Origin of the sequence: Ventrimonas faecis (assembly GCF_040096075.1) — a bacterium.
Classification (GTDB): domain Bacteria; phylum Bacillota; class Clostridia; order Lachnospirales; family Lachnospiraceae; genus Brotaphodocola; species Brotaphodocola faecis.
This window is the reverse complement of sequence record NZ_JBBMFJ010000007.1, coordinates 72,455-90,494: the sequence shown is the minus strand read 5'-3', so window position 1 is coordinate 90,494 and position 18,040 is coordinate 72,455. Positions and strand designations below refer to the sequence as shown.

The window sequence follows — 18,040 nt, the reverse complement described above, 5'->3', positions numbered from 1 at the left end:
GCATATGTTACGATTGACACGCTGCGCAAACAGAATTATCCCCAATTACATACAGAAAGGATTCGATCATATGGCAAAGAAAAGAATTGTTATGGCGCTTGGTCACGATGCCCTGGGTACCAATCTCCCGGAGCAGAAAAAAGCCGTGGCTGCTACCGCAAAATTAATTGCAGATTTCATCCAGAATGGCTGGCAGGTCGCTGTTGTCCACAGCAACGCGCCTCAGGTCGGCATGATCCACACCGCTATGAATGAACTTTGTTCCAACCACGAGGGCGAGGGCTACACCCCGGCGCCCATGTCCGTCTGCTCAGCTATGAGCCAAGGCTACATCGGCTATGATCTTCAGAACGGCATCCGTTCTGCCCTGTTAAAACGAGGCATCTATAAACCAGTCTCTACCGTCCTCACCCAGGTCATGGTAGACCCATATGACGAATCCTTTTACAATCCGGTGAAAAAGATCGGCCGTTACATGACCCGGGCAGAAGCAGACGCTGAGGAAGCCAAAGGCAATTATGTGACAGAAGTTCCAGGCAAAGGCTGGCAGCGTATCGTGTCCGCGCCAAAGCCGGTCGGCATTGTCGAGATCGACACCATCCGTACCCTCATGGACGCTGACCAGATCGTTGTCTCCTGCGGAGGCGGCGGTATCCCGGTTATGGAGCAGGGCTGTGAGCTGCGCGGCGCCAGCGCTGTCATTGAAAAAGATTTAGTCAGCGGCCTTCTCGCAAAAGAGATCGATGCCGATGTGCTCATGATCCTCACCGACGTAGAGCAGGTTTCCTTAAACTATGGCAAAGCAGACGAGATCCCGCTCTCCCACATGACCGTGGAAGAAGCGGAAAAATACGCAGAGGAAGGCCAGTTTGGCACCTCTTCCATGCTGCCGAAGATTGACGCAGCCCTTTCCTTCCTGAAGGCAGGCAAAGGCCGCAGTGCCATCATCACCACCATGGTCAAAGCGGAAGAAGCTGTAAACGGCAAGGCCGGAACCACCATCGAATAACAGACGATTACAAAAAGGAGTTTTGCGTATTCTGTCCGCAAAACTCCTTTTTCTTTTATGCCTTATCTTCTTTTCCATGCAAGTATCATCCGGTGTGCATACATACACCATCGGAACCATAACTCCTTTTATCCGAACTGCACGACATCCTTGATCGGCTCAGCCGGTACCACTTCCTCTGCGTAAAGCACCGGACCCTCGCCGTTGTAATCCTGCCAGTATTCGATCTCAACCCGCGCGCGCACGGTTACCCACTGTCTGGTTTCCAGATTGCGGGCTTCTTTGGATTTACAGATATAACCCAGGAAGGTCATATCCTCCGCGCAGCAGGTCATGGCCATACGTCCCGGAACAAAGTAGTTTTTCGGGAAGTTTGAGGATTTCATGACCATAGCGGTAAACTCCACTACCTTGCCTTTGTAACGCTCCGGCTTGTCCATGCAGTCAATATACCAGATGCCGTATGCTTCCGGACTGATCTTGATGACATCGGCTTTCATGTCATACGGAAGATCTTCCTCAGAAATCTCGTCGATTTCACCATTCTCGTCCTCAAATACGATATCGCATTTGGTATTCATGGATTTGAGCATGCGTTTATAGCGGTCCAGATCCTCGATTCCATCACAGCGGTTGCAGATGATAAGCTCTGAATTCTTCACCATGGCATTGAGCAGTGACTTCATGTTCTTCACATACAGCTCAAAGGTAGACATGTCGATGATGGTGATCTGCTGGTAAATGGTCCAGTCCTTCGGAAGCTTTAAATCATCCTGGTTCCACATGCCATTCCACTCAATCAGCACACGCTCCGGCTGATGCAAAAGCTCCAGCTCGGTCAGGCGGTCCGGGGTAATCTCATCCAGACTGTCCACGTAGACAACAGAGGTCTTCGTATCTTTTAAGAGCGCGTCATCGTATTCGGTGTCACCCTCCTCGCACACGATCAGAAGGGTCTTTCCGTCCGTACGGAAGTAATCCTGATCCATGGTGAAGGATAAAAATTCGGTCTTTCCTGCCTCTAAAAATCCGTTGATCAGAAATACCGGCGTTACTTCATCGTCAATCATTGGTCCCATTTTTTGTACCTGTCCTTTTCTTTTTTCAGGAAGGCGCCGGTCTCATGCCGGCGCCTTCCCCCTTCTATCCGGGCAGTTAGTTTCTGCCGAATGCTTTCTTTAATTCATCTTCTTTTAAGTTTGCACCGATGACACATACCTTACCGGTGTAATCCGGTGCTCCGGTGCGGATCTCGTACTGCTCCGGAACCATATCGAAGTAGTACCACTCGCCCTCTTTCTCGCTCGGAAGCATGCCCTTGGCACGGAGAACGTCGCCGTACTCGTTGCCGTAGGCCAGCTCCTCCAGAATGGCAGTCAGCTGATCCTTGTTCACTGCGTCAATGGTCTCAAGACCCCAGCTGGAGAATACCTCATCTGCATGATGATGGTGATGATCGTGGTCATGGCAGCCACAGCCGCACTCATCGTCATGGTCGTGATGATGATGCTCATGGTCATGATCCTCGCAGCCGCACTCATCGTCATGATCGTGGCGATGATGCTCATGCTCGTGGTCATGGTCCTCATCATGGTCATGATGGTGGTGCTCGTGGTCATGATCCCCGCAGCCGCACTCATCATCATGGTCATGGTGATGATGATGCTCATGCTCCTCATGGTCATGGTCGTGATCCTCGTGGTCATGGTCGTGGTCCTCACAGCCGCAGCCACAGTGTCCGTCGTGGTCATGATGGTGATGGTGCGCATGCTCCTCTTTCACCTGGGCTAACAGCTCTTCCATCATGGTATCCGGCTTCTCGATGAGTGCTAAGAGCTGTGCGCCGGTCAGCTGATCGATCGGGGTGGTCACAATGCTTGCGTCCTTGTTGTGCTCACGCAGTAAATCTACATCTGCCAGAACCTTCTTGGAATCTGCCACATCGGTACGGCTCATAACGATGGTACCGGCATTCTCGATCTGGTTGTTGAAGAACTCACCAAAGTTCTTCATATACATTTTGCACTTGGTGGCATCTACAATGGTCACTGCGCTGTTTAACTTCACATCCAGGTTCTTAGCCACGTCGCGCACTGCGTTCATAACGTCGGACAGCTTGCCTACGCCGGACGGCTCGATGATCACGCGCTCCGGTTTGTACTTGGTCAGTACCTCCTCCAGAGACTTGCCAAAATCACCGACTAAAGAACAGCAGATGCAGCCGGAGTTCATCTCACGAATTTCGATGCCGGAATCCTTTAAGAAACCGCCGTCGATACCGATCTGGCCAAACTCGTTCTCAATGAGGACAACCTGCTCGCCCTTGATGGCCTCCTGTAAAAGCTTCTTAATAAATGTAGTTTTTCCTGCTCCTAAAAAGCCGGAAATAATATCAATCTTTGTCATGATGATCCCTTCTTTTCCTTCTTTTCCTTATATTCCTTTATGCTCTGTAATACGCGGCCGTTAGTAGCCGCTACCGTTTCCCATTCTGTCACAAAACGCACAGAATGTCAATATGCCGGGCAGCTCACGCCCGGCATATCATAATGTTTATTTTCTTTTTTCCATATAACTGCTGATCCCATCGACCACTTCCTGATCCAGGATGTGTTCCATACGGCAGGCATTTTCCTCGGCCAGTTCCTCGGAAACACCGGTTACTTCCTGCAGGAAAGCAGTCAGGAGAAGATGACGCGCGTAGATGGACTTAGCCTTGGCCATGCCCTCCTCCGTCAGCTGGATGTCACCGCCCTGTTCCATGGAAATGAACCCCTGGTCTTTTAAAAGGCCCATGGCCCTGCTGACGCTCGGCTTGCTGAAATTCAGCGTGCGCGCCACATCAATGGAACGGACAACTCCTTTCTTCTCTTTGATCATCAGTATTGTTTCCAGATAGTTTTCCCCTGATTCGTGCATACAACAACCTCCTGTCCCCATAAGGGAATTACTATTATCATAAACGATATTTCCATGCAAGTCCAGTAGTTTCAGAAAGTTGTTCTTTTATATATGAGAAAAGATTCTCAATTGCATCCCTATTCCGGAAGCAGGTTCTGCATGCTCTTTAAGCTGATGAGCAGTGTGGAGGTATTGTGCAGGAGTGCGGAGGTTGCCGGCGGAAGTACGCCCAGAACACCCAGCGCAATGAGGCCTGCGTTGAAGCCTACGATGGTGCGGTAGTTCCAGTGAATGCGTTCCATCAGGTGATTGCTGATAAGCTTTAAGGTTACTACCTCATACAGATTGTCCGCGCCAATGGTCACATCCGCGATCTCTCTTGCCAGTTCCGCGCCGTCGCTGATGGCAATGCCTACGTTTGCTGCGGAAAGTGCCGGAGAATCGTTGATGCCGTCGCCGATCATGATGACCTTGCGGCCCTCAGCCTTCTCCTTCTCCACGAAGCTTGCCTTATCCTCCGGCAGAACTTCGGAATAATACTCGTCCACACCGGCCAGGGCCGCAATGGCTTTAGCGGTACGCTCGCTGTCTCCGGTCATCATGACAACCTTGCTGATGCCAGCCTCTTTTAAGGAAGCAATGACATCGCGGGCCTCCTCACGCAGTGGATCCTGAATGCAGATGACTGCGGCCAGTTTGCCATCGATAGCCAGGTACAGGTGGGAGTATTCCGGCGGAAGGGAATCGAACAGCTCCTGCTTTCCAGCCGGGATGGTGCAGCTTTCGTCCTCGAATACAAAATGGGCGCTGCCGATGATGGCTTTCTTGTCTCCCATCTTATCTTCCAGTGTAGTGGAAATGCCATGGGCCACAATATACTCTACCTTGCTGTGCAGCTCCTCGTGAACCAGATGTTTCTTCTTTGCCGCGTCTACCACAGCCTTGGCCATGGAGTGCGGGAAATGCTCTTCCAGACATGCTGCGATACGTAAGAGTTCGTCACTGGTCATGTCATTGAACGCAACCACATCAACCACGGTCGGCTGAGCCTTGGTCAGGGTACCGGTCTTGTCAAAGACGATGGTATCTGCCTCAGCCATAGCCTCCAGATACTTGCCGCCCTTGACCGTAATGTCGTACATATTGGCTTCACGGATTGCAGACAGTACGGAGATCGGCATAGCCAGCTTCAGGGCGCAGGAGAAGTCCACCATCAGGATAGACAGTGCCTTGGTGGCATTGCGGGTGATGAGCCAGGTCAGGCCGGTACCAAGAAGGCTGTAAGGAACCAGGGTATCTGCCAGATGCTCTGCCTTGCCCTCCAGGGAAGACTTCAGCTTTTCCGACTCCTCGATCATGGTCACGATCTTGTCAAACTTACTGGAGCCACCGGTTTCTTTGACGCGGATGGTAATCTCGCCCTCTTCTACTACGGTTCCTGCGTAAACGGTAGCGCCCGCAGTTTTTTCTGCCGGAACGGACTCACCGGTTAAGGAAGCCTGGTTTACCATAGCCTCACCGTCTGTCACCTCGCCGTCAAACGGAATGACATTGCCCATATGAACGCGTACCAGATCCGATTTCTGGATGGTGTTGGTCGGAACCAGAACCTCCTGTCCATCGCTCACCAGCCATACCTTGCTGATATTTAAGGACATGCTGCGGGCCAGGTCGCCCACAGATTTCTTGTGGGTCCACTCCTCCAGAATCTCACCGATACCAAGCAGGAACATCACAGAACCCGCGGTATCGAAATCACTTCTGATAATAGAAACGCCAATGGCGGTTGCGTCCAGAACCGGAACCTCAATCTTTCTGGCTGCCAGCGTGCAGATTCCCTTCCATATATATTTTACGGATTTTACGGAAGTGATGACGGCGCGCACACCAGCCGGCAGGAACAGACAGTTTCCTGCACGCATAATGACGCGTGTCATCAGTTTTTCCCAGTATTCGCTGTTTAAGGCACGTCCGGAATTCTGGATATAGGACTCCGGCACTTCTGCCTTTGCATAGGAGAATGTCTGTAAATCATGAACAACCGTTTCCCGGTCACCATCATAATGAATGACGATTTCACTCAGGCGTTCCCGTACTTTTACGGAAATAGCGTATGGTTTTGCGTTAAAATAATACTGCAGGGTATCGGCCTGCTCAATGCTCATGCGGCCCTGCAGGATCTGAACACGGATTCTTCCGCGGATCTCATGTTTGATCACAAATTTCATGGTGTATTCCTCTTTTCGTTACGAAATTGTTTTTGTAACGTTTTCTATCAGTAATAAGTGCGCCAAACAACGCATTTAAGCCATTTCAGGCAATGAAAAAGGATGCAGAACATGATCATGCATCCCTTTTCCTGCTTCCTTTTCAAAACAGAGAGCATGCTTTTTCTGACCTTTGTCTCTGTCTGGTAAATAATCTGAGATTATGCTTCTACGGTCTCTTCCCCTGCCGCGGTCTCCTCAGCCTCTGCTGCCTCGTCAGCGAATGCTGCAGCCTCTGCTTTTGCTGCGCGCTCCTCGTTGATCTGCTGAGCCTCTGCCAGGATGTCCTCTGCGTTAGCCTGTACGCTTGCTGCTACATTCATTACGCATGTCTTTGCGCGAAGGACAGCTGCGGTGCAGTTGGTGTAAACTTTCTTAGCGTCCTCGCTTGCAAGAATCTTAACACCTGCGGTACCGAACAGAACACCTGCTGCAAAAATTCCAGATTTCTTAACATCTAATGCTTTTAAAACGTTTAACATGATTGGATTCCTCCTCATAAGTATTTTATTTTTTTGTTTAACGGGTATTCTAACGCATTGATTTCTAAATTTCAAGAGCTTTTTTGATAAAATTTCTTAATAAAGGCAGAAAAGAGCAGTTAATGATATTTTTTCTCATTAACCACTCTTTTCACGGTTTTTCCCCGCTAAAAGTTAGCTTTTGCTTCCTTTTTCCGTGAAATCACCGGCATCACTTCATGCAAATGCCATATTCTCACCCATGCCGTAATCAATGCGGTACATGTTCTTTCTCTGGATCAGTCCTGCTTCCTCCAGGGTCTTTACCATGCGGTAAACGGTAGCCATACCAATACTTGGATCACGTTTTGCTGCCTTGTAATAAATTTCCTTGCAGCAGCTGCACTCATCCTGCAAAATCACATCAATCAAAAGTTTTCTCTGGCTGGTAATCCGGCAGCCATTCTTCTTCAGTTCAGAAATAATAAATCCTTTTTTTGCCTCAGCTGACATAAAGTACCTCCTTTTGGTTGTTTTGGTTAGTAGTTGCTAACTCGGCTTTTTACAGAAAGGGCAGCGACACTGCCCTTCTGAAATTTGTTATTTTACTTTAGAATCCGGGGTGGAAGGATGGCAGCTTGCACAGCCCGCACAGCCGGCGCAGCTTCCAGTACATCCGCCCGACTTTTTCTGATCGTGATGCTTTTTGATCACATAGATACAATATCCGGCGATGACGGCCACTACAATAATATCTGCTAACACTTCGTTTCCCTTCTTTCAACACAGCCCCGGCCGGTGAAAACCGGGACTGCAAAATTCAATTTCAAAATGGATGTAAATTCAGATTGCTTATGAAGCAGCCTGTACAGATCTCTTTGCGTAGGTCTTCTGATCTTTGTACGGATCCGGACGGAACAGCATGAACAGCATGAACAGCAATACTACAAATGCGATCACGGTCCAGACACCGAAGGTACCATACAGTAAGAAGGAACCAATCTGGTAAATTACCAGAGTTACAGCGTAAGCGAAAATATTCTGGAATGCGATTGCGAACCAGAACCACTTACGGCTCTGCATCTCTTTTGCCATGGTAGAAATAGCTGCCAGGCACGGAGAGTCAAGCAGGTTGAACAGCAGGAAGCTGAAACCGGCAATCGCGGTTGGGAACCACATGCCAACACCTGCAGCAACGGTATCTGCATCCTCAACATCACCTGCAACATTAGCAAGTACGCCCATGGTAGAAACGATACCCTCTTTTGCGCTGAAACCGGAGATTGCTGCTGCAACCGGCTGCCACTCGCCCCATCCGAGAGGTGCGAACAGCGGAGCGATAGCGCCGCCAACGATAGCCATCAGGCTGTCTGCGGAATCCTCAACCATACCGAATGCGCCATCTTGAACACCGAAGGTGCTTAAGATCCACATAACTACGCAAGCCAGGAACAGTACAGTACCTGCTTTGATGAAGAAGCCTTTCAGTCTCTCCCATACATGCAGAAGCACGGTTCTTGCGGACGGGATGTGGTACTGCGGCAGCTCCATAACGAACGGAGCCGGTTTACCGGAGAACGGTTTGGTCTTCTTTAACATGATCGCTGCAACTAATACTGCAACGATACCTACAAAGTACATTAACGGGGTAATGAAACCTGCAATATCCCAGCCGGTTACATAACCAGCCATAACACCGCCCATAAGAGCGATAACCGGAAGCTTCGCGCCACACGGAACGAAGGTAGCGGTCATAATGGTAAGGCGTCTGTCGTTATCCTGCTCGATGGTCTTAGAAGCCATGATTCCAGGAATACCGCAGCCGGAAGAAATCAGCAGCGGAATGAAGCTCTTACCGGACAGTCCGAAGTGACGGAAGACACGGTCCATAACGAATGCAATACGTACCATGTAACCGCAGTCCTCAAGGATAGACAGGAACAGGAACAGGATTGCCATCTGCGGCATGAATCCAAGCACGGCACCCAGACCGCCGATGACGCCGTCAACCGCAAGGCTGATGATGAAATCGCTTGCGCCTGCATTGGTGAGGAAGTTGGTTGCAACATCCTGAATTGCGCCTACGAAGGTATCATTGGTCCAGTCGGTAACGAAGGTACCGACGGTGGTTACAGATATGTAGTAAACAACCCACATGATTGCGATGAAGATCGGAATACCAAGAATACGGTTGGTTACGATCTGGTCGATCTTATCGGATACGGTCATCTTGTCTTTGCCCTTCTTTACGGAAGAGGAAACGACTTTCTGAATGAATTTGTAACGCTCGTCGGTTACAATACTCTCCATATCGTCATCATGCTTTTCTTCAAGCTCTTTTCTTACAGAATCTACAACGTTCTTTGCAGATGCCGGAAGTGCTACGCTCTCAACGACCTTGCTGTCGTTCTCAAGGAATTTGACTGCGTACCATCTCTTCTTGTCAGCAGTGATGCTGTCCGGAAGAACTTCAACTACTGCTGCGACTGCCTTCTCCATCTCCTCAGAGAAGATTTCCTTCGGCAGGTCAACGTCTTTCTTGTGAGCAACCTCAACGGCCTTGTCGATCAGCTTGTCAAGACCGGTCTGCTTTAATGCGGAGGTCTCAACAACCGGGCAGTTCATTAACATGGACAGACGCTCTACATCGATCTTCATGCCTCTCTTCTCCAGAAGGTCGGTCATGTTTAATGCAATGACAACCGGAACACCGGTCTCGATGAGCTGCGTGGTTAAGTATAAGTTACGCTCGATGTTGGTGGAATCCACAAGGTCCACGATGACATCCGGGTTCTCTTTCAGCACGTAGTCACGGCTGACAACCTCCTCCAGTGTATATGGAGACATGGAATAAATACCCGGAAGATCGGTTACGATCACATCCTCATGTTTTCCTTTGGTTTTTAATTTACCTTCTTTTTTCTCTACCGTAACCCCCGGCCAGTTACCTACATACTGGTTTGCACCGGTGAGGGCATTGAACATGGTTGTCTTACCACAGTTCGGGTTTCCGGCAAGTGCAATCTTAATTGCCATTTTTTTCCTCACTCTCTTTCCTCATTGTTGTCGTGTTATATGGTTAATTATTTTACCTCTACGCACTGAGCATCGTCTTTTCTGACGGAGAGCTCATAGCCTCTGACGGTAATTTCAACCGGGTCTCCAAGAGGAGCAACTTTTCTGATGTAAAGCTCGCTTCCTTTCGTGATACCCATGTCCATAATACGACGCTTGTAAGCACCATCACCACTGATCTTGGTTACCACAACGGTACTTCCAACTGCTGCATCACCTAAAGTCATCGTCTTATTCTCCTTTCCCAAAGATCACTGCCATCCGCTTTGTATTGCTATGCCACAGCGGACTGACAGATAAATTTCATTTGTATATAGTTACGCACCTCACGGAAAGCTTACGCTACCATGATGTGACGAGCCATATCCTGGTTAATTGCAACTCTGGAATCTTTGATGTTCACGATCACGTTGCCTCCGATCGCGGAAATTACTGTTACTTCAGATCCAACTACAAATCCGAGGTTTGCCAGAAAACGTTTGGTTTCATCGTTTCCTCCGACTCTCTGAATCTTGCTTGCCTGTCCAACCGGCGCCATAGTAAGTGGCATCATCATTCATCTTCTTTCTTTTGCATAATATGTAACATTTCAAGTAGCTGTTCAGTAGGTCTGCGCATTCACTGCGCTGACCGTATGAAAACATGGGCTTGCAGGCAAAAATCCCATTGCCGAAGGCAATTTTCAATGGATTTTTGCCCGTAACTGTGAGGGTACTGAACAGTTACCATTTCAAGTTCTTATGTCAGCACGGCACTGATAATTAGTGCCCGCTAACTTTAGATTAGTATAGGCTAACTCCAGTTAGCAGTCAATAACTTTTCCGGATTTTTCTCATTTTTGTTAGGTGTTGCTAACTCGGTATTTTCTTATTGAGAAAAAATTATTCATATTGCGGAATTGACAACAGAAGGGGGATTTTGTGATATGATAGAATCATCTTTATAGAAAGGATGGAGTGTTTTTTGCATCGGTGATGCTGAATCCGCAGTAAACGATTATAAAGAAGCGAAAATGCCGGGCGGCGCCATTTGGCGCCTTCCCGGCATTTTCTGTGCTGCAATAAATTTTATTTTTTTGTTACCCTCATCATCACGCTCTGCACTACACTGAACACGATAAATGCTGCCAGATTCACCATCACCACGCTGGCACCGGCCGGGGTGGAGAATCCGTAGGAGAAGATAATTCCCATCAGAAAGCAGACGACCGCCAGCACACCGGAGCAGATGACCACACCGCGGAAGCTTTTGAAAATCCGCATGGAGGTCAGGGCCGGGAAAATGATGAGACTGGAGATCAGCATGGCGCCCATCATCCGCATGCCGAGGACAATGGTGACCGCTGTCAGCACCGCAATCAGCACGTTATAAAGCTCTACGTTCACACCGGTAGCTTTCGCGAAGTTTTCATCGAAGGTTACAGCAAACAGCTTGTTATAGCAGAACACGAACAGGCACAGCACGATAATGGAAAGCACGGCGCTTAAGATCACGTCTTCCCTGCTCATGGCCAGGATGCTTCCAAACATATAACTGCTGACATCGGTGGTCATACCGGTGGTCAGGGATGTGACGATAATACCAATAGCCAGGGAGCTTGCGGAGATCATGGCAATGGCCGCGTCGCTCTTGACTTTGCCGTGCTCCGTAATGCGGAGCAGAAAAAATGCTGCCAGCACCACCAGCGGAATGGATACCTTCAGCGGAGACCAGCCTGCCGCAACGGCAATGGAAAGCGCTCCGAAGGATACATGGGACAATCCGTCTCCGATCATGGAGTAACGCTTTAATACCAGACTCACGCCAAGAAGCGCACAGCACAGGGACACCAGGATACCGCCCACCAGGGCGCGTACCACGAAGGGATAGGAAAGCATTTCAAAGATCATACTCATGCCTCGTCACCTCCCAGAAATTCTTTTCCCGCCACGCTCTTTTTGTATTCCTCCGCGGTTCCGCAGAATACGACCTTGCGGTGCAGATGCAGGATCTTGTTGGCCTGGCTGATCACGTTGCCGATATCGTGGGATACCATGATGATGGTGATCCCGTCTTCTTTGTTCAGTTTCTTAATTAAATGATAGAAATCCTGGATTGCGGACGGATCCAGGCCGGTGATCGGCTCATCCAGGATCAGAAGCTGCTCGGTGGCACAGAGGGCCCGCGCAATGAGGACGCGCTGCTGCTGGCCGCCGGAAAGTTCCCGGTAGCATTTGTTTTTCAGATGCTCCATGCCAAGGCGTTCCAGGTTGTGAGCTGCCAGCTTCCGCTCTGCCGGGGAATAAAACGGGCGGTTTCCACGGCGGCTTAAGGTGCCGGAAAGCACCACTTCCTGCACGGTAGCCGGGAAATCTTTCTGGGCTGCGGTCTGCTGGGGCAGATAGCCAATGCCGCCGCGCTTTAACTCATCCGCCACGGTCAGGGTACCTCCGGTTGGCTTTAACAGGCCAAGCATGCCTTTGATCAGGGTACTCTTTCCTGAACCATTCTCTCCCACCACGCAGAGGTAATCTCCCGGATAAATTTCCAGGTTCAGATCAATGACCGCGTCGTGGTTTTCGTATCCAAAATCAGTGTGTTCGCATTTGATAATCGGATTCATCAGTCGATTCCTTTTCGTAAATTCTCTATATTCTGGCGCATCAGTTCCGCGTAAGTAATGCCTGCGTCAAACTGCGCACGGGTTACATTGTGACAGGAATGTAAGAGCAGCGGCTCCGCCCCGGTCTCCTCTCCGATGATCTCGGAAACCCGGTGGCTGCTCAGTTCCAGGTAATACACTGCCGGAATCTGCTCTTCCTTTACCTTATCGATCAGGTAAGCAATGGTCTTCGCGCTGGGCTCTGTGTCGGAGCTGCAGCCAGAGAAGGCCGCCCGGTAATCCAGCTGGTACTCATCTGCCAGATAGCGGAATGGGAATTTGTCTCCCATGACGATCATGTTCCGCTTACGGTTTGCGGAAACCTCGCGAAAGCCCGCGTCAATCTCTTCCAGTTCCTTTTTGTAATTTGCCGCACCCTGGTGATACGTGTCCGCATGAGCCGGATCTGCCTCGGCCAGTGTATCACCGATCACATCCACCAGCTTCATGGCATTAACCGGGGAAGTCCAGATATGCTCGTCATATTCAATTTCTTCCTCATGACCATCATGATCCACGTAATCGTGGGGATCTGCCTCATAGGCATGGGCCGCATGTTCTTCCGGCGTCTCATTGCTGTGGTCGTAGTCATCCGCTTTGTGCGCATGGGCCGCATGATCCTCCGGCGTTTCATTGCTGTGGTCATGATCCTCTGCCGCATGGACATGGGCGTGATCATGATCGTGTTCTGCATCTTCCATGCCTTCCACAATTTCCTCCTGCACCGTGTCCACATAATCCATCATAGTGACAATGGTCATGTTGGTGGTATCCAGGGCCGCCAGCGTCTCGTCCAGCCAGTGTTCCATGGTGCCGCCGTTGCTGATGAGGACATCGGCATGCTGGATGGTGCGGATATCAGCAGGAGTTGGCTCAAAGGAATGACTGTCCATCCCCGCAGGAATGACCATCTGCAAGTCCACCTGGTCTCCGGCAATCTGACGCACAAAATCATAATAGGGGAACAGGGTTACCGCCACTTTCAGCTTTCCGCTTTGTTCGGAAGATGCATCAAAAGCGCCCTGGTTGCCTCCCGCCTGTGCGCATCCACTGAGAATCAGGGATACACCAAGAAACGCGGCTGCCAGGCGTGTGCCAAAAACATGACTGCTCCAAGAGCCCTTTTTCTGCCCAACAACTGTGTTTAATCTTCTTGTTCTCATATTCATTTCTTTCTATTGCTATAACACTGTATCGTAACAAACTGTTCAATACCTTCACAGTTACATAGTAACATTCAAACAGCTCCAGTCATCATGCATCTGACTGAAGCTGTCCATTTGGTTGCATATTTAGTTTTAGTATATCACAATCTTTTTATTATGAAAAGATTCATTCTTTACAGATTTTCTCAATCCACTGTACCAGTTCCCCGTCATAATCGGCATTTCCGTGAGGCTGATCCCATACCAGCGCATAATCCACATCGACATCGGTCTTGTTTTCCAGACTTAGGGCAAGAACCGCGGAGGTAGAAAGAGAGGTGTCCCCGTCCTGGCTGCCTACGCGGATACGGATGTGTTCTGCGGTATCCACAGAATCCGAACCGATATAATTTAACGGATTCAGAAGTTTTTTGCGTTCCGCAAGAGCCTTGTCCCCAATGACCGCATCGTAGCCCTCCGCATACTTCGCATATTCTTCCGGGTAGTCCGCCTTCAGATTCTCCAGTACATCCGGCATATAGGAATCGAAGTGCAGGTACTGGTGGGTCTCATCGCCAAATTCCAGATTCTCGCCGGAGTTCTCGTTCATCTCCAGATTATCAAAAGCCATAACAGATTTCATGCGCGGGTTGTAGTCTGCCAGATAGTCGTCCAGGCTGGTGATTTTCGCGCTGCTGCCATCCCAGCTGAGGAAACTCGTGAGATCGGTGCCCTGCTCCGTCTTTACATCTCCGCCCTGCTTTCCACCGCTGCTCTGCTTTGTATAATTCCCCTTCAGGTAATCATTCAGCGTATACGGCACGTTCAGGGAACCTTCAGAAAGTTTATTCAAATAAACAGAGGCCGCATCTTCTACCTCCTGAACCATATAATCATAGAAGCTTCCACTGCGTCCGCCTTCATTCAGGGTAAGCGGTTCGCCAGTCTTTGTATTCACCAGCTTCAGACTGTTGATGTAATCCACATAGCCGGAGGCCATCTGTGCGGACACGGCCTTCTCAAAATCCGTGGATTCCCCGCTTTCCCCACTCCGGCTGTTATTGTAGGTCTGAAGATTCTGGTACATCCACTCATAGGCCTGATCCGCATGATCCAGATCGGTAATCGGGCAGTAAGCCTGGGCTGCGTACACATCATCTCCCTGATCCATAACCGCGCCGATTTCCCGCAGATACGGCTCATAGTTCTTCGCGTTTCCGGTGCTTGCCAAAAGCGCACTCATGGCTCCGCCTGCGCTGATTCCAATGGAAATGATCTTGTTGGCGTCTCCTGCCATCTCAGAGTCATTCGCTTTCAAAAACCGGATTCCTGCTTTTAAATCCACAAGACCAGCCGGAGATTTTCCAATATAAGTCCCATCCTCGCTCTGAGTTTCCTTGCCGCGGCTGGCCGGAGAGACAAAGATGTAGCCTTGTTTGATGTAGTCACTGTTGCGGGCAGAAATCTTGGAAGCATCTGCCTCAGCATAGCCGCCGATGCCATTCTGGTAAATGATTGGCGCGGTAGCTGCCGTATAACCGTTTACCGTCCCCTTTTCATTGATGGTGCCGTCCGCGTTCATATAAGCGGCAGGCACATAGATGTTCATGCACTCCTTCACCGGATCTGCCGGATTATCGCAGTACACAATATATTCCAGGCCGTAGCAGTCGTACTCATCATAGTAAACCCACTTGTCCCGAAAATCCTTCAGATCCAGGCTTCCCTGCAAAAGCTCGGAGACATCCGGTGTCTGGCTCATGGACATGCCCGCGTAAAACGGCTTTCCATCCTGACCGGTGCCTCCCTCTCCGGCTTCTTTTCCATCCGGCGCCTGACCGTCCTTTGCAGAACCCTGGTTGCCATCCGGTGCCGGTTCTGCTCCATGTTCCGACGCAGGCACATCCTTCGCCGCGTTCCCGCACCCGGAAACCGATGCCGCAGCCACCGCCGCCGCGAACAACACACCACCCTGATAAAACCGTTTCTTCCACATCATATAAAAAGTTCTCCTCCAGCATTTTTTGATGCCATTGATTCTATGCAGAAAATGTGGTCTCAAAATGGAAAATCTGTGTTTTTTCTGTGAAAACAGCAATTCTAAGAATACTGCCGCACAGCCAATAAAGTAGGGCGTGCGGGGAATTGGATTCTGGAATTTTCTGCATATCCAGGTGTTTGCATCTTTAGCACACGCGTCCGAATGTGGCGGATGCTAATCCGACACAGGCGAACGCGTGTTAGCGAAAGCAAGCAAACAACGGATATGTGAAAATGTAAGAATGCAATTCTCCGCACGCCCGGCCCTTTTATTGAATCTGCCCTTATATTTTTATTTTGCCAGAGCTGCGCCCAGTGCCTTGCACTCTGCTACTGCGTCATCATCCGGAGTCAGGTTTGCGATCACGCCTTCCCCATTTACTACGGTTGCGCCTGCAGCGGTCATGCGGTCTACCCATTTGCGCATCCACTCGCCATCGCCCCAGTCATAAGAACCAAAGAGGCCAACGGTCTTGCCGGAGCAGATTCCCTCTACTGTGGTTACGAAATCATCCATCTCTGCGTCCAGCTCCTCGTCGCCCATAGCGGAAGCACCCAGTGCGAAGCTGTCTGCATCCTTTAACATGGAAGCATCTGCTGCGGATACCTCGATTACGTTTGCCTTTCCACCTGCTTCCTCTACGCCTGCGCCTACAGCCTCAGCCATAGCCTGTGTGTTTCCGGTGCTGCTCCAGTAGATTACGTTTACTTCTTTCATGTTCATGTTCTCCTTTCTATTTCCGCCTTATGATACTGCCACGTGGGCCAGAGTCCGTCCGCACATGATTTCTCTTAAGGCCTGCTCCTTCACCCGGTCATAGAGGTCAAAGATTCTCTCTGCCTCCTTCGGATTCTGGTACACTTTCCAGTAACGGGAGGTCAGGCTGTTTTCTCCGCGGTTTGCGATAAACCCCTGCACATCTCCCACCGGATATCCCAGAAGGACACCCAGCTCATGAGGAAACTCCTCCGAAATTCCGGCATAACGCTGATATCTTCTTCTCAGTCTGGCCAGAACCGATGCCACATCAAAACGGTCATACCCACAGCTTCGCAAAAACTCCAGCACTTCCCGGTTCTTTAGATGCCGTTCCAGCTGTTCGTAGCGATACAGGAACAATACTTCCTTTTCGGCATCTGCGTAAAGCGGAATGCAGATGATTCTGCTCTTCTTTAAATAAGCCCGGATTTTGCGCCACCCGCCCGGCTTCATGGTAATGAGGTTAGAAATCTTCACACCTTTTAGCACCGGTGCGCACTGTGTCACAACGCGAAAACCGAACTTTTCTTCCGGTGTACAGTGATTCAGAAAATGAAGCATGGTCTCTGCCGACATACGCCGTTCCTCCTGTGAAATCCTCTCGAGTTACCTTTCGCTAACCCGATGCGTTTATGTTAGCATATGCTAACCAATTCGTCAATCCGCTCATCTGATGGAAATTCTCAGTAACCGTCTTATTGAGAATTTCTTATGATTTTTCCCCGATCTCTTGATTTATTTTTACTCATTATTACGATTTCATTACACCAATTGATTTTTCCCGCTTCTCCTGTTACCATCATTTCCGGAGGCAAACGATCATGAACAAAGACAGATATCTCATTGGAGACGTGGCAAACCTTATGGGCATGAGCCGCGATACACTCCGCCACTATGAAAAACGCGGTCTGGTCACAGCCAAAAAAGCCGAAAACGGCTACCGCTACTATACAGAAGCAGACATTTCCAGACTTATCGGTATCCTTTACCAGAGAAAAATGGATATCGGACTGGATGATATAGCAACACTCTGGGATGAACATGGCTCCGAAGATTCCCCGGAACGCTTTCACAGCATTATCAGCCAGCGTCTGGAAGAGGAGGAAGAGGCCATTCTCCAGCATAAACGCACCATAGCAAAGCTTCGCATGAGCCAGAAAGACTGCGAAAATCTCCGAAACTATACCGGAAAGGTCATTCAATGTCCGCTGCCGGATTCCTACATCATTGATCCGGATCTGGATTTTCATGACGGGCTGGAGCAGTGGTTCCAGTACACCAGAGAGCACGCCGGACTGGAGAATATGTACCTGTTCGACGAATATCGGATCTGCCGGGAGACAGAAAAACACGGCTGCTCCCTGAACTACCAGAAATCCCAGCTGCTTCTGCACTGTGACATGGCAGAATATACCGATTATCCCCTGACAAAGGATATTCCCTGCACCGATTCCAGTGTCCGGTATCTATCCGCTTTCTGCACATCCCAGGACCGGATTCCGGACATGAATGTGGTAAATCCCATGCTGGCCTACGCCAGAAAGCAAAGTCTTCCGACAGAGCCAAAACTTTTTTCTACTTTTCTCATGCAGGGCATGCGCAATCAGATACAATGTTATTATCTGCAGTTATTCCTTCCGCTATCCGAATCTTAAACAACCATATTTGAAAAGGACGCGCCGCATCCGGCACGTCCTTTCTTCTATGCAGAGAGTTTTTTCATTATGTGATGGTATTTCTT

The 18,040-nt window shown here is 49.7% G+C and carries 18 protein-coding genes; 2 read left to right on the top strand and 16 right to left on the bottom strand.

Going from position 1 to position 18,040, the window contains the following annotated elements; all coding sequences use genetic code 11:
• The first annotated feature begins 70 nt into the window (after positions 1–70).
• Complete coding sequence (gene arcC / locus WMO41_RS05300) at positions 71–1,009, top strand: carbamate kinase (RefSeq protein ID WP_349228864.1); 939 nt, start codon at positions 71–73, stop codon at positions 1,007–1,009.
• A 128-nt stretch (positions 1,010–1,137) separates the two neighbouring features.
• On the opposite strand, the gene WMO41_RS05295 is transcribed toward arcC, so the two are convergent.
• The 16 genes from WMO41_RS05295 to WMO41_RS05220 form a co-directional block, all read right to left on the bottom strand.
• A complete protein-coding gene (locus WMO41_RS05295; protein WP_349228863.1) occupies positions 1,138–2,088 on the bottom strand; it encodes a TIGR03943 family putative permease subunit in 951 nt (316 codons plus the stop codon).
• 76 nt (positions 2,089–2,164) lie between these two features.
• Complete coding sequence (locus WMO41_RS05290; RefSeq protein WP_349228862.1) at positions 2,165–3,415, bottom strand: CobW family GTP-binding protein; 1,251 nt, start codon at positions 3,413–3,415, stop codon at positions 2,165–2,167.
• A 147-nt stretch (positions 3,416–3,562) separates the two neighbouring features.
• Positions 3,563–3,928 (bottom strand): metal-dependent transcriptional regulator, encoded by a 366-nt coding sequence (locus WMO41_RS05285; protein WP_349228861.1) that lies wholly within the window; start codon positions 3,926–3,928, stop codon positions 3,563–3,565.
• A 119-nt stretch (positions 3,929–4,047) separates the two neighbouring features.
• Complete coding sequence (locus WMO41_RS05280) at positions 4,048–6,138, bottom strand: heavy metal translocating P-type ATPase (protein WP_349228860.1); 2,091 nt, start codon at positions 6,136–6,138, stop codon at positions 4,048–4,050.
• 200 nt (positions 6,139–6,338) lie between these two features.
• Positions 6,339–6,659, bottom strand: a complete 321-nt coding sequence (locus WMO41_RS05275) for a DUF6110 family protein (protein ID WP_177292666.1) — start codon at positions 6,657–6,659, stop codon at positions 6,339–6,341.
• A 216-nt stretch (positions 6,660–6,875) separates the two neighbouring features.
• Entirely contained in the window at positions 6,876–7,151 is a 276-nt protein-coding gene (locus WMO41_RS05270) for a transcriptional repressor (protein ID WP_177292667.1), read from the bottom strand.
• A gap of 87 nt (positions 7,152–7,238) precedes the next feature.
• Positions 7,239–7,403 carry a FeoB-associated Cys-rich membrane protein gene (locus WMO41_RS05265; protein ID WP_177292668.1) on the bottom strand — a complete coding sequence of 55 codons (165 nt, stop codon included), beginning with the start codon at positions 7,401–7,403 and terminating at the stop codon, positions 7,239–7,241.
• 87 nt (positions 7,404–7,490) lie between these two features.
• Positions 7,491–9,674, bottom strand: coding sequence for a ferrous iron transport protein B (feoB, locus tag WMO41_RS05260; RefSeq protein WP_349228859.1), 2,184 nt, complete (start codon positions 9,672–9,674; stop codon positions 7,491–7,493).
• A gap of 47 nt (positions 9,675–9,721) precedes the next feature.
• The gene (locus WMO41_RS05255; protein WP_118541053.1) at positions 9,722–9,940 is read right to left on the bottom strand and encodes a FeoA family protein; all 219 of its coding nucleotides are present in this window, start codon (positions 9,938–9,940) and stop codon (positions 9,722–9,724) included.
• Between the two features lie 110 nt (positions 9,941–10,050).
• A complete protein-coding gene (locus WMO41_RS05250; protein ID WP_118534225.1) occupies positions 10,051–10,263 on the bottom strand; it encodes a FeoA family protein in 213 nt (70 codons plus the stop codon).
• Positions 10,264–10,780: 517 nt separating this feature from the next.
• The gene (locus tag WMO41_RS05245) at positions 10,781–11,608 is read right to left on the bottom strand and encodes a metal ABC transporter permease (RefSeq protein ID WP_349228858.1); all 828 of its coding nucleotides are present in this window, start codon (positions 11,606–11,608) and stop codon (positions 10,781–10,783) included.
• The gene (locus WMO41_RS05240) at positions 11,605–12,315 is read right to left on the bottom strand and encodes a metal ABC transporter ATP-binding protein (RefSeq protein ID WP_349228857.1); all 711 of its coding nucleotides are present in this window, start codon (positions 12,313–12,315) and stop codon (positions 11,605–11,607) included. Before WMO41_RS05240 ends, WMO41_RS05245 begins: the two co-directional genes overlap by 4 nt.
• Positions 12,315–13,517, bottom strand: a complete 1,203-nt coding sequence (locus tag WMO41_RS05235; protein ID WP_349228856.1) for a metal ABC transporter substrate-binding protein — start codon at positions 13,515–13,517, stop codon at positions 12,315–12,317. Before WMO41_RS05235 ends, WMO41_RS05240 begins: the two co-directional genes overlap by 1 nt.
• Before the next feature lie 169 nt (positions 13,518–13,686).
• On the bottom strand, positions 13,687–15,498 hold the full coding sequence (locus WMO41_RS05230; RefSeq protein WP_349228855.1) for a subtype B tannase: 1,812 nt from the start codon (positions 15,496–15,498) through the stop codon (positions 13,687–13,689).
• Between the two features lie 333 nt (positions 15,499–15,831).
• Entirely contained in the window at positions 15,832–16,257 is a 426-nt protein-coding gene (locus tag WMO41_RS05225) for a flavodoxin (RefSeq protein ID WP_349228854.1), read from the bottom strand.
• 27 nt (positions 16,258–16,284) lie between these two features.
• Positions 16,285–16,875, bottom strand: a complete 591-nt coding sequence (locus tag WMO41_RS05220; protein ID WP_349228853.1) for a DUF3793 family protein — start codon at positions 16,873–16,875, stop codon at positions 16,285–16,287.
• A 245-nt stretch (positions 16,876–17,120) separates the two neighbouring features.
• Between WMO41_RS05220 and WMO41_RS05215 the strand changes: the two genes are divergently transcribed.
• Positions 17,121–17,954, top strand: coding sequence for a MerR family transcriptional regulator (locus tag WMO41_RS05215; RefSeq protein WP_349228852.1), 834 nt, complete (start codon positions 17,121–17,123; stop codon positions 17,952–17,954).
• Positions 17,955–18,040: the final 86 nt, after the last annotated feature.

Excerpts from the sequence above, each read along its gene's own strand:
- WMO41_RS05275 (WP_177292666.1), bottom strand. The coding sequence starts at position 6,659 with ATGTTAAACGTTTTAAAAGCATTAGATGTTAAGAAATCTGGAATTTTT.
- WMO41_RS05250 (WP_118534225.1), bottom strand. The coding sequence starts at position 10,263 with ATGCCACTTACTATGGCGCCGGTTGGACAGGCAAGCAAGATTCAGAGA.
- WMO41_RS05245 (WP_349228858.1), bottom strand. The coding sequence starts at position 11,608 with ATGAGTATGATCTTTGAAATGCTTTCCTATCCCTTCGTGGTACGCGCC.
- WMO41_RS05270 (WP_177292667.1), bottom strand. The coding sequence starts at position 7,151 with ATGTCAGCTGAGGCAAAAAAAGGATTTATTATTTCTGAACTGAAGAAG.
- WMO41_RS05220 (WP_349228853.1), bottom strand. The coding sequence starts at position 16,875 with ATGTCGGCAGAGACCATGCTTCATTTTCTGAATCACTGTACACCGGAA.
- arcC (WP_349228864.1), top strand. The coding sequence starts at position 71 with ATGGCAAAGAAAAGAATTGTTATGGCGCTTGGTCACGATGCCCTGGGT.
- feoB (WP_349228859.1), bottom strand. The coding sequence starts at position 9,674 with ATGGCAATTAAGATTGCACTTGCCGGAAACCCGAACTGTGGTAAGACA.
- WMO41_RS05215 (WP_349228852.1), top strand. The coding sequence starts at position 17,121 with ATGAACAAAGACAGATATCTCATTGGAGACGTGGCAAACCTTATGGGC.
- WMO41_RS05225 (WP_349228854.1), bottom strand. The coding sequence starts at position 16,257 with ATGAAAGAAGTAAACGTAATCTACTGGAGCAGCACCGGAAACACACAG.
- WMO41_RS05280 (WP_349228860.1), bottom strand. The coding sequence starts at position 6,138 with ATGAAATTTGTGATCAAACATGAGATCCGCGGAAGAATCCGTGTTCAG.
- WMO41_RS05240 (WP_349228857.1), bottom strand. The coding sequence starts at position 12,315 with ATGAATCCGATTATCAAATGCGAACACACTGATTTTGGATACGAAAAC.
- WMO41_RS05255 (WP_118541053.1), bottom strand. The coding sequence starts at position 9,940 with ATGACTTTAGGTGATGCAGCAGTTGGAAGTACCGTTGTGGTAACCAAG.
- WMO41_RS05285 (WP_349228861.1), bottom strand. The coding sequence starts at position 3,928 with ATGCACGAATCAGGGGAAAACTATCTGGAAACAATACTGATGATCAAA.
- WMO41_RS05235 (WP_349228856.1), bottom strand. The coding sequence starts at position 13,517 with ATGAGAACAAGAAGATTAAACACAGTTGTTGGGCAGAAAAAGGGCTCT.
- WMO41_RS05290 (WP_349228862.1), bottom strand. The coding sequence starts at position 3,415 with ATGACAAAGATTGATATTATTTCCGGCTTTTTAGGAGCAGGAAAAACT.
- WMO41_RS05230 (WP_349228855.1), bottom strand. The coding sequence starts at position 15,498 with ATGATGTGGAAGAAACGGTTTTATCAGGGTGGTGTGTTGTTCGCGGCG.
- WMO41_RS05295 (WP_349228863.1), bottom strand. The coding sequence starts at position 2,088 with ATGGGACCAATGATTGACGATGAAGTAACGCCGGTATTTCTGATCAAC.